The following is a 12,373-nucleotide window of genomic DNA, read 5'->3' on the forward strand; positions in this document are numbered from 1 at the left end:
CATGATGAGAAGAAATTTAGCTATAACCGGATGTTTGCTTACAGCATTATTAAATACCGGCTTAGCCTTTGCCCAGGACAAAGGTGATGAGGATAAAACAATGGCAAACCAGGCGAAGGACCGCGACAAAAAAGCTATTGACGATGCTGTAAGCGGCTGGTGGACAGCCAGCATGAAAACACATGATGCACGTGTAGCCTGGTGGCGGGATGCGCGTTTCGGCATGTTTATTCACTGGGGGATCTATTCACTTCCGGGCGGCGAATGGAAGGGTAAAAGGGTGGATGGTTATGCCGAACACCTGATGCGTAAAGAGAAAATACCACGTGCCGGATACCTGGAACTGGCCCACCGGTTTAACCCGGTAAAATTCGACGCGGATAAATGGGTAAAAGCAGCCAGGCAAGCCGGCATGCGTTATTTGATCATCACCGCCAAGCATCATGATGGTTTTGCCATGTATAACTCTAAAGTATCTGATTTTAATGTGGTGAAACAAACCGCCTGGAAGCATGACCCCATGGCCTACCTTTCGGCAGCATGTAAAAAATACGGGATAAAATTCGGCTTTTATTATTCACATGCCTTTGACTGGGAACACCCGGATGCACCAGGCAACGATTGGGACTATAAAAATCCTGGCGGCGACCTGAACCTGTATGGCGGACGTGATTGGTACGACCTTCATCCCGAATTGTTGCCTAAAGCTGTAAGGTATGTGGATGAAAAAGCCATACCACAAATTAAGGAATTGCTGAACCTGTATCACCCGGATATTTTATGGTTTGATACACCGCAAAAACTCCCGCTATCCGAAAATATCCGCATCCTGCAGGCAATCCGCGAAACAGATCCCGATGTTGTGGTGAACGGCAGGCTGGCCCGCAGTGCTAACCTTAATATGGGCGATTACAGAAATACGTCCGATCGTCCTGCCGAGTTTTTTCCGGTTGATGGCGATTGGGAGGCTATACCCACCACCAATGAATCATACGGTTATTCTAAATATGATAAGAGCCATAAACCCCTGGGCTTTTTTATACAGTTGCTGGCTAAATCGGCTTCGCGGGGTGGTAATTTACTAATGAATATTGGCCCCATGGGCGATGGTGAGTTTGCCCCGGAGGATGTAAATATTTTAAACGGACTGGCTAAATGGATGAATAAAAATTCGGAAAGTATTTATAAAACCACCAAAACACCTTTACCTTTTCAAAGCTGGGGGGTATCTACCCGTAGGGGCAATCTTTTATACCTGCATGTGTTCAATTGGCCCATTAACAATAATATTATAGTAGGAGGGATAAAAAGCGACATTAGCAGGGCTTATTTATTAGCAGATCCATCAAAGAAAGAATTATCATTTAAACGTATCGATTCGTTGGATGTACGTATAAATGTTCCGTCACGGGTGCCCGATCAGGCAAATACCGTTATTGTGCTGGAAACAAAAGGTGCTATTCAAACAGATTCTGTACGATTACTATCCGGCGCTGACGTTATAAACCGCTTGCTGGCATTTGATGCCAAATTGATAGGCAAGGGTTTTGGTTTTGGCGATGGCAAAACCGGCAAATATTATGTGGAAGGATGGAGTAAAAAAGACCAGTTAATTAAATGGGATTTCAGGCTCATACAACCCGCTGCTTATAAAATTGTATTAAAATATTTGGCAGATAGCACTGATGCAGGCAGCTATCAAATTACAATAGGCAACCTGGTTAAAAAGGCCGAGGTGTTATCATCTGCAAAAGAAGAAATTAAAACTATCGACCTGGGCGAGGTAAGCTTGTCGCCGGGTATACATACCCTGCAAATTACCCCGGTAGCGATAACAAAAAGCGCGTTAATGAAAATCCTCGAAATTCAATTAGTGCCCGTAACAGAAAAATAATGATCAAAAAAACAGGTAACTATATACCAGTTGGGATATGATTAAGAATTAAAAAGAGGTTGTAAAATATAAATCCAAATAGCAATGATAGTAGCCAATATAGTAGCAAGTGCTGCCCAATCAACAAGTGATATATTCTTAATTCGATTGATGATAGGTCTTTTTTGTTTTGCAGCAATATTGTTTTGTGTAGATGTATTAATTAAGTCAGGATTTTTTAAACGGTTCTGATCCGTTTCGTATCTTTCCTTAAGCTTATCTAAAATACTTTTACCCATAAAAACGAGCCTATTGATTTAGCCTCTTAAATTAGTAAATGTTTTACAATTAGAAATTATCTTTATTATTTCCCGCCATTGCTTCAATTAATGTTTTGCTTAAATCTTCGCCCACAGATTGCGTTAATTTAAGATATGGTTGAATATCCTTTTTGTACTCCCCGCTACCTTTTTTATACTTTGGGTTTATGGCAAGATCTGAAATATCATAATTATGTTTAGACCAAAGAGCATGCCCTGCAAGTTCATAATCCTGTTCTGAAAAATCCGTTATCTCATAGCGATATTTACCATCCTTAACGGTTACAAACACGGTATAGCTTAATGTAAATCCTGCCGTAACAGATATATTCCAACTATCTTTTAGTACCCCAGTAGCCGTTCCTTTGCCTATTAATTTGCCCGCTTCTTTATCATCCATCTGCAGAACATAATTAGCCTTTTTAAAGGCAGTAGCAAACCATGAACGGGCCTTACTATACAGTTCGTCTTTTTTTCCTGTGGCCGTTACAATAGCATTATAAGTTACTTTTTGAGTTGCGCTATCAATAGGAAGCGTTTGGGATTTGGCCGATAAGCCAGCGATTGCCATTACAGCGATAAGGATTGATTTTTTCATTCTGTGGTGTTTTAGAGTAGCAATAAAATTTAGTACAATTCAATTTATCCTTTTTTTCTACAGGCGGTTTATCTAAAAACGAGGTCTTGATTACAGCATCAAAGCCGCCGTTAATGGCAAGCTTTGTGTCGTATTTTTTTCAGCCCTGGGTTTAGGTGTTTTTTCTTTCTTTGTTTTCGTAACATGAAATTAGGGTTTTGTAAATTAAACGTTTTCTGTTGATATTTTTGATTGAATCCTCAAATCTTACCACATCCTTAACAACAACACGTCTTTTAGCGGCATTTTCATAGCCAAACGCAGTTGCAAAATAAACGTTTCAAAAGTTGTAGCTTTCGCCGAAAAGCAAACTGGTATAATGCATCCGGGAATTTGATCAGTCCAAAACTTCTTTAACACTGTTTGATGATAAATTTCTACGCTGCTCACCCTTCAATCACCAATTATAATTATTAAGCCTTGTTTTTGCCCGCTTCGGTGTACAATCTCTAAGCACATTCCTTCAATTACTTACATTTGTATTTATGTACCGTTTCTGGTCGGGGGGATGACGATATTATCAAAGAAGGTCGACGCTCATTTGCAGTAAGTATAAAATTGTTAAAAATGAATATAGTAATCATTGAGGATGAAGGGGTAGTTGCAGATGAACTTGAGGTGAATATCAGGAAATTGATAGATGAACCCGTGGATATTGTTCAGCTAAGATCGGTGAAGGAAGCTATTGCTTATTTCAAAAAATCGGAAGCTCCCGACCTTATTTTCAGTGATATCCAGCTGGGCGACGGGTTAAGTTTTGAAATATTTGTAGCCGAACCAGTTTCCGTTCCTGTGATTTTTTGTACAGCTTATGACGAATATGCGTTAGACGCATTTAAAGCTAACGGAATAGACTACATATTAAAGCCTTTTACAATCCAAACCCTTGATCATGCACTTCAAAAATACAGGCAGCTAAAAAAAATATTTTCGGCAGATCAGACACCACAATACGATGCATTGATGCAAATGCTGGCCAACCGCGAACCACAAACGGCTTCTTCGGTACTGGTTTATCACCAGGATAAGATCATCCCGGTTAAGCTGGAAGATATAGCCATGTTTTACCTGGCTAACGAGATCACACATTTGCTCACCTTTTCGGGCAAAACCTTTTACCCCAACAAAAACCTGGACGAACTGGAAAAATTAAGCGGGAGCTACTTTTTCCGGGCTAACCGCCAGTTCCTGGTTTGCCGTAAAGCAATTACCGATGTGTCCAGCTTCTTCTCCCGAAAACTGTCCCTCAATCTTAATGTACCCTTTGGCGAAAAAGTGATCGTTAGTAAAGGCAAGGCACCTCAATTCCTCAACTGGTTAACAAAAGCCTGATGTGCTGATAGCACTTTTCTGTCGGAAATATGGCTCTTAATCAAATGTTATCCGTGCGCCTCTCCGCTACTGTGTGTGTATATCTTTATAGGACATAGTAATTTTGAAAAGGCACTCCGTTAGGAGTGAAATGTCGGTAGGATAATTAAGTACCCCACCCTTTTCGTGCCGTAGGTACGAAACTAACCACCAAATTTGGCTGTTTGTCAACGCTCATTTGACCTGAAAAGTTCAATAGTAACGTACCTATGGCACGTAAAGCTATTTTTGATCTTTTTCTACCGACATTCAACCCCTCTGGGGTTTTCCTAAAATATATGTAAAACCCCCAAGCCGGGCTCCGTAGGTGCCTCCTGCTTAAAAGCGATTTCCCCGTTTAATCGCCCGTTTCAAAAGGCGAAGCAGGTAGCCCATCCTTATTATATAAATTGGCCCCTTCGGGATTGTCAGCCCAGGCATAACGAACATATGCCGGATGCGTAACGGTATCATTCCAAACAATCACTTCATCGCCCTTAATACTTGCTTTGGCCCAAACATATTTTTTATCTGCGCCCGCTATGGCAAAATATGGCAACCCTTCTCCATCTCTTAGTTCCAGACCACTGCCTATATGGCTGAAGGTTAATATCATTTTACTGCCGTCTATTTTTACCGACTTGCAAATTGGGCCGGAATATTCCGTTTTTTGATCTCCATAAGCAAAGTGTTGCGCGGCTAATGCCAGGCGTTCGCCAATCACCTTTTTATTCAAAGGATGAATGTCATTCCATTCGCCGGCATCAATGGTTACAACCATAGCTGTATTTGACACCTGCAAAGCCTTTAATTGGCTCGATCGTAGCTCTGCCCAGTTACTTTCCGAAGGCGAATAATTTACTTCCATAAAATTGGGGAGTTGTACATACAAAAATGGCAGATTACCTTGTCCCCATTTGTTGCGCCAGTCGGCAATGAGTGCCGGCAATAGCTGTTGATACTCTTTGGGCTTATTCGTATTAGCCTCGCCCTGGTACCATACCATACCTTTAAGGGTATAAGCAATAGCTGGCGCCACCATGGTATTATACAAGCCGGTTGGCGAATTTTGCATAGAGCCAACATTAGCAGTGTTATCCGCTGGTACATCTACCTGACCTACGCAATATAGCCAATCGCCTCTCAAATCGATATTTTGCCCGTTTGCAGTAATGTAGTAAGGTTTGTCGGGAACAAATCCTCCTTTACCAGCTGTATTTACCACTTTAACTACGATGATGTTTTTACCCGGTTTAAGTAAGCCGGCAGGGATTTCATACCTGCGCGGCGGGTATTGATAAGTGGTTTTGCCAACCAAAACACCATTAATATAGGTTTGATCAGCATCTACAATCCGGCCCATAAAAATCTTTCCCGCCTGGCCCGCCATTGCTGCCGGCAAATCAATTTCCTTCCGGAACCATACCGTGCCATTCAGGTTCTTAATGCCTTGGTCGGCCCAGTAGCCCGGCAGCCAGAATTTATGCCAGAATTTAGGTTCGTAAGAAATATCGTACCACGTTTTTGGGCCGCTCAGTCCCTTGTCGGGCGCTGGTTGTTGTGTAGCAGGTGTAATTGGGGCATTACTGAAGTGTTTATTGGTATAAGCTGTATCCTTAAAGTTGTTGATGGCCTGTTGGTATTCGGGGAATTGCTTTAAGCCCGATTCGCTTATCCAGGCTTCTATAGGCGTACCGCCCACACTTGCGTTAATGATGCCGATAGGTACGTGATATTTACGATACAGCTGTTGCGCAAAAAAATAGCTTACCGCACCAAAACCCAATACATTGGCAGGACTTGCCGCCATCCACTTACCCGGCGGCAGGTCGTCATGTTGCCGGGTAACGTCGGCCAGTGTGGGGATAAAGAAATTCCTGATTTGCGGAAAATCTGCTCCTGCAATTTCATCAGGATATTTTTCCTTTACACGTTCCATAGGTATCACCATATTGGATTGCCCTGAGCAAAACCATACATCACCTATTAATATGTTTTTAACCGTAATTGAATTTGCGCCTTGTATGTTCATTGTAAACGGGCCACCGGCCGGCATAGCATCCATCACAATCAGCCATTTGCCTTCCGCGCCGGTATTTGCATGATACTTCTTCCCGGCAAAGCTAACGTGTACCCGTTCTCCCGGGGCAGCCCAACCCCATATTTTAACCTTTACCTCCCGCTGCAGCACCATATTATCACTAATCAACACAGGAAGTTTAACGTTTGCGTATGCGGATGTAGCAAAGGTTATCAATAAACTTCCAATGATATAAATTCGATGGGTAAATTTCATTTTTCTCTTGTTTATATAAAGCTGTAATTCAAAACTTAGACCGTCTAAAAATATAAAAACAGACCGTCATTGCTTCGTATCTACCTTTTAGGTATTCTATTTTCAAGGCGTAAAGGCCTGTCAGTCTGAGCCTGTCGAAGACTCGTGCGGAGAGGCCTTTGCCCGCTATGCTTCGACAGGCTACCCATGACATGTTTGGTTTTACACAAACATTGGCTTAAACGCCGGCCACGACTCACCCCGGCTACGCTACGCTGGCCGACCCTCTCTCCGGCTTATGCCGCAAAGAGGGTGCAGCTCAATTTTTGTTTTATTGCCCCTCTATGCGACGCAGTCGGAGAGAGGGGCAGACGTCCGTTAGCTAACGGATCGTCGGGGTGAGTCGACTCGCAGCCATGCGATATGCGTCATTTCCCCTTCAGAGTTTCGCGAAATTTTACAACTACCCATGATGTTTTTGCAATTAAACCTTTTTGTCATGCTGAACGTAGTGAAGCATCTATTATTCGCCATGCCTCTTCGCCCTGTACAGTCTGCGAATAGATCCTTCACTCCGTTAAGGATGACAAACCTTTTATTTCCCCTTGAGCAATGACGGCCGGCTATGTCTTTCGCCGATTAATATGAGTACAGTTTAACATGTTGTATGCTATATTCATTTACCGGTATACGTACATGCCTGCCCTGGTGATCCTGGTCCCCATTCATGCGGCGCTGATTAATCCAGTGGCCATTTTTAAAAAAGCCTTCGTCAACATTTAGCAAGCCTGCTTTTTTCCCTTTCTCAATAGCCTCAAATGTCATAACAATCCCGGTGCCCGCTATATAGTATTCATCCGGAGCTACAGCAATAATAATTACTCCCGTTTGCGGCCAGGTATCGTTCTTTGATTCTGGCGACCAGCCCAATTTGTAATCATGTGTTACCTTTAAAATATAGTTTCCCAAAGTGAGCTGCTGCGCTGCATCGCCTTTGTCAATAAGACAACCTTTAACCGCCGCTAAAGGCTGGTATTTTGTAATAAGGGGTGTAAGCTGTTTTAAGATCCCATATGCCTTTGCGATCGGTTCTTTTTCGGGGTTTTCTGTTGATTCGATGGAAAAAGGTGAAAAGCTAAGACAATTGTAGTTACCAAAGGCGAAAAATGCCTTGGCATCAACACCGGGTTCAAATTTTATCTCGGGAATAAACAATGGGTTTGGGATCCTGGTATATAAATCGCACCAGTGTTTAAAATCGGGATTATAAAAATCTGGCGCCAATAGGTCTATCTCCGGTGCCCCGGCTTTCCAGATATCCATAACATGCGGCAATGGGCCTGCACTTGGATAATCTCCCGGTTTCACCCCCGGTCTGTTCAAAGCAGCATTCAGGTACAAAGGCAGGTTGTATACTTTTTTCCCGGCTATGGCAATTTCGTTCACAAAATCTGCAAACTGCCAGGCCATAAAAATTTCGTCTGCAGCCAGGGTTTGGCCAAATACTTTTGTCCAGTTTCCTGATGTTTGGCTGCCGTTGGCCTCCCAGGTGGCTTTTAGTTCGGGCAGCAATGTAGCCTGGTTATTTTTAAGGTAGGAGAGAAGCTTATCAGGCACAGCGCTTTCAAAGGCCTTATTGGCTTCAGTATCAAAGTTACGGGCATCAGGGAGCATACCAATTTCGTTTTCTACCTGTATCATAATCACGGTGTGATCTTTACCGTCAATCTCTTTTAAGTGCTGCATCAGCCGCACATATGCCCGTTTATCTGCTTCAAGATTGTTTTTGCTCAGCGGACTCAATATTTCCTGCTGATTGCCCGAACGATCCACAATACGTGGAAACCTAGCAGGATTGGTTTTTACCCATGCAGGCACATAGCACGACATGCTGTTTTTCCAGGTTCCGAACCATAATAATACCAGTTTCATGTTATTCTGGCGCGCATTTTTGATCAGATCATCTACCAGCGAAAAATTGAATTTTCCTTCTGTTGGCTCCAACAGTTCCCAATAAACAGGCGCTATCACTGTATTGAGTTGCATAGCTTTTAGTTTGGGCCAAACCGGTTTCATGTATTCACTGCTGGATGCGCTGGAATTGCCGAGCTCGCCTCCCAGCACTAAAAAGGGTTGACCATCAACAATGAATTGAAAGTTATTGCCCGATTTAACAATCCGGGGCATCGTATTCCCGGCTGCCTTTTGTGCATGAGCATGAGTTGCATATAACCCGAATAAAAAAAATAAAGCGAATATGTTTTTCATAGTATAGTACTAAAAATTTAAAAGCCTGCTTATGTAGGAAGAATGGCTGCCGTTGCTATGCAGCCATTCAAACGATGAATCATAAAAAGGTGTTGCACTATTCCGGGTAATTAAAAATTACATGGAGAATTATTGTGCCTTTAATGCTGCTACCATGGCGCCGTAAGCCGGTTTCTTTTTGCCGTTGTTATCAAATAACAAAGGTGCATCATTTAACTTTTGCTGGGTTACTATCCAGCTGTTTTTATCCTTTTGCCCCCAAATAGTTATCCCGTAACGCTGGGCTGCGGGTACATTTTTAATGTAAGATTGTACAATATACTTATACATACTGGCTTGAAGGGCGTACAGCGTAGGCGAGGAAGCCGGATCAATTACCCTGTTGCTTGGGTTGAGTTTAACATCCAGCTCCGAAACGCGGATTTTCAACCCGGTAGCGGCCAGCTTTTTAAACATATTATCAATATCGTTATAGGAGGTACTTGTGCTGCTGTGCATTTGTGTGCCAATGCCGTGGATAGGCACACCTGCCGCCTTTAACTCTCCCACAAGCTTGACCAAACTATCCACCTTGGCCGATCCGGATTCAAGATTATAATCATTGATAAACAACAGGGCTGTTGGATCGGCCTGGCTGGCGTAAGTAAAGGCTTTGACAATATAACCGCGACCTAAATACTGGCCCCAGTAAAACGTATCAGAAGCATCGGTGCCCGCAACATACGGGCCTGCCCTTAAATTGCCGTCGTCTTTAACCGGTTCGTTCACTACATCCCATGCGTGTACCTTGGTTTTAAAGTGATTTACCATACCACTTATAAATGTTTGCAGAGCCGCATCTATTTTGGCAGCAACGGTTGCGGCAGGCAGTGGTGTGGATAAGCTGGCATCGGTAACGGTGATGTCATCAATAAAATAGGTATTGGCTTTTAAACCGATATCAATCAGCAGGCGTGTTTGCGCATCTTTGGCAACGAACGACCAGGTAACCTGGCTCCAGGTGGTATTGGTAGTTTGATCGCCCTGGTATTGCGCTGTAGGCTGAGTTGATAACCGAAACGAACCCCCTGCACCGGCCGACCGTACGTACATGGAAACATTGTAGGTAGTACCAACGGTAGTGTTCATTAAATCGCTGGCTAACTGTACTTTGTATTGTGCGCCGGGGTTGTCGGCAGCGTTAACTACTTTTAAGGCGCGTGCGCCGCCATGTATCTCGGCAGCTACCTTGGTTTCACCAAACGAGGTGCCGCCGTTGTAAGCGCTCCAGTTGGTAAAGTTGCTGCCGCTCCCTGATTCAAAATCGCCGTTCAATAATAAATTGGGTACGGTATTACCGGCAGAGCCAGGTATCAGGGACCGCAGATACGTTCCGTTTTGATTTTGATGCCAGGCCAGCGTATGCCCGTAAACCTGTAAACCGGCGGCATTAACATTGTCAACTAAAGCATCGGCCCGGGAAAAATCCAATGTGCCGTCATTTTTAACAATGGCGCCGTGCTTCATGGTATAACCAAAAGTTACGGTACTGGCCTCGCGGGTAACTATGCCACGGTCGCCATAAGTATTGGCAATAAAATCATAATCAATGGCCATGCCTATGGTAGTAGCCGATACCGATTTTAGCGGACCGACTGTATCGGTATAGCGGTTTGATAGTGTACTTTTTGCTCCGTTATAAAATTCCTTTTTACAGGATAATGTACTTATAGCAGCCAGTAGCATTAAACTCAATATAAATGATTTAATTTTCATCTTTTGTGTATTTAAATAACATAAAACTCAATATAAATGACATGTTTTTCATGTTTTGTGCCTTTTAAATGATTGACTAATAATAACCCGGGTTTTGATATTTATTCCTGTTCGGATCGCCGGCCGGGTCAACTACGCTGTTGATCTGGCTCTGTGGGATAGGCCGAAGGTTATTGAATGCCGCAACTTTAGTCGCCCCATCTGGATTATAGCGTTGAATCCGATCAATCAGTTTATTCCGCATAGCCAGGTCGGGCCAGCGGATACATTCGCCGCAAAGTTCGCGGGTACGTTCATCCAATATAAAATCAAGATTGATTTGCGACAGGGTAACCTGGTTAGCAGCCACTCTTGCTGCAAGGTCGGTAGCAGTCAATCCCGGGCGATAAGCGGCACGGGTGCGTAAAGTGTTAATCAGGGTAACTGCATCGGCGGGATGTCCGTCCTGCATAGCAGCCTCAGCAGCAGTTAAATAAGTTTCAGATAATTTTGATACGATGAACGGTCGACCAGAAACATCCTGGAAGTTGGCGCGTACGCTATCATCATATTTTTTCAGGTTGGGAAACTGAAAACTTGGTTTGGTTTGATTGTTCCACCATTTGGTTGGGCCTTCAACCAGGTATTTTTTACCGGCTGCAGTTAACTGGGCGGCCCGGGCATCGGTTGGTGGCAGGTATATGGCAGTATCGCCTAATTTGAAGCCCACAGTTGCCAGTTTTGCTATAAAAGCCTGCAAATCGGCACCAGTGCGAATGGTTGCCACACGCCACATTACACGGAAGGTGTTGTCATAGCGGCTATCATTAAACTTATCCGCAAAAGCCACATTATTAACGTAAAGAGTTGGCGCAAGTTGCCGCAAAGGACGTCCGTATTGTAGGGGGCGGTCGTCAATTAAGGTTACGCCTCCAACAGATGCCACGTTTTGATATAAGCAATTAAACATATTGTTGGCAATGTTTACCTTGTTGGCAAAGTCGGTGCTTGGCGAAAGGTCCTCATTGGCCGAGTTATTCAGTGGCAAACGCTCAACAGAGTACAGGATCTCCTTATTATAATCATTACCTTGTTTGTGTACCTGGCCATAGTCCTGCAGCAGATCAGCGCCATATTTCGATTTATTGTTGATGAGTTCCATTGCAGTGGTATAAGCCATGTTAAAGTCTGATGACTGCTTAACCGCCGAGTAGCCCCTGAACAGGTATACCTTGGCCAATAAATGCAACGCTGCGGCCTGCGACAACTTAAAAGCCCCGGCAGGACGCGTTACCGGCAAATTTTGTGTGGCAAAGGTCAGGTCATCAACCATGGCTTTGTAATCTTTAACCAGGATATCATTAAATGGCAGGCGGTTAAAGCCATAATAAGGCACATCAGTAAACTGCAAATCTCCTGAACCTAAATCTACGGGTACAGCCCCAAAATTTTCCACAAGCAACAAGTACAGGTGGGCCCTTAAATAATGCGCTTCGGCCATAATAACATTTCTTGAAGCATCGCTCATGTTAACACCGGGGGCAAATTTTAGTATAGCATTACAAAGATTAATGCCGTTGAAGTTTCTGTTCCACGGCGTTAATATCGCCCCGTTGGTTGATGGTATCTGGTAGCTGCCAAGCTCCAGGAACTGGCCTGAACCGGCCACCTGGTCGCCATAGGTAAATTCATCCGTGCCTACGTTGCCTAATGCCATTGCACCAATAGGGCCAAAGTCATAGCGCATATTGGCATAAACCGCGTTTACAGCAGATTGCAGGCCATCGGCAGTTTTATAATAATCAGTTGTGAAAGCTGTATAAGGATGTTCTTCCAGGGACTTTTTACAGCTGCTTCCCGCTGTCGCGACCAAAAGCAGCAGCGTAATCTGTATAATATATCTTGATTTCATAATT

Annotated in this window: 8 protein-coding genes; 2 read left to right on the forward strand and 6 right to left on the reverse strand. The window is 43.7% G+C overall.

The window, feature by feature from the left end:
• Position 1: 1 nt before the first annotated feature.
• Positions 2-1,894: an alpha-L-fucosidase gene (locus AC1DO4_RS23270; protein WP_477419958.1), complete on the forward strand. Its 1,893-nt coding sequence runs from the start codon at positions 2-4 to the stop codon at positions 1,892-1,894.
• A gap of 41 nt (positions 1,895-1,935) precedes the next feature.
• Here AC1DO4_RS23270 and AC1DO4_RS23275 read toward each other — a convergent pair whose 3' ends face one another.
• Entirely contained in the window at positions 1,936-2,172 is a 237-nt protein-coding gene (locus AC1DO4_RS23275) for a hypothetical protein (RefSeq protein ID WP_477419959.1), read from the reverse strand.
• A 49-nt stretch (positions 2,173-2,221) separates the two neighbouring features.
• Complete coding sequence (locus tag AC1DO4_RS23280; RefSeq protein WP_477419960.1) at positions 2,222-2,791, reverse strand: DUF4468 domain-containing protein; 570 nt, start codon at positions 2,789-2,791, stop codon at positions 2,222-2,224.
• Between the two features lie 606 nt (positions 2,792-3,397).
• Between AC1DO4_RS23280 and AC1DO4_RS23285 the strand changes: the two genes are divergently transcribed.
• The gene (locus tag AC1DO4_RS23285) at positions 3,398-4,162 is read left to right on the forward strand and encodes a LytR/AlgR family response regulator transcription factor (RefSeq protein ID WP_477419961.1); all 765 of its coding nucleotides are present in this window, start codon (positions 3,398-3,400) and stop codon (positions 4,160-4,162) included.
• A 376-nt stretch (positions 4,163-4,538) separates the two neighbouring features.
• On the opposite strand, the gene AC1DO4_RS23290 is transcribed toward AC1DO4_RS23285, so the two are convergent.
• From AC1DO4_RS23290 to AC1DO4_RS23305, 4 genes are all read right to left on the reverse strand, one after another.
• Positions 4,539-6,476 (reverse strand): sialate O-acetylesterase, encoded by a 1,938-nt coding sequence (locus AC1DO4_RS23290; RefSeq protein WP_477419962.1) that lies wholly within the window; start codon positions 6,474-6,476, stop codon positions 4,539-4,541.
• Positions 6,477-7,094: 618 nt separating this feature from the next.
• Entirely contained in the window at positions 7,095-8,723 is a 1,629-nt protein-coding gene (locus tag AC1DO4_RS23295; protein ID WP_477419963.1) for a GH35 family beta-galactosidase, read from the reverse strand.
• 129 nt (positions 8,724-8,852) lie between these two features.
• On the reverse strand, positions 8,853-10,478 hold the full coding sequence (locus AC1DO4_RS23300) for an endo-1,4-beta-xylanase (RefSeq protein ID WP_477419964.1): 1,626 nt from the start codon (positions 10,476-10,478) through the stop codon (positions 8,853-8,855).
• Between the two features lie 76 nt (positions 10,479-10,554).
• Positions 10,555-12,369 carry a RagB/SusD family nutrient uptake outer membrane protein gene (locus AC1DO4_RS23305; RefSeq protein WP_477419965.1) on the reverse strand — a complete coding sequence of 605 codons (1,815 nt, stop codon included), beginning with the start codon at positions 12,367-12,369 and terminating at the stop codon, positions 10,555-10,557.
• Positions 12,370-12,373 lie beyond the last annotated feature (4 nt).

It is taken from the genome of Mucilaginibacter sp. P5_A6 (assembly GCF_056400585.1).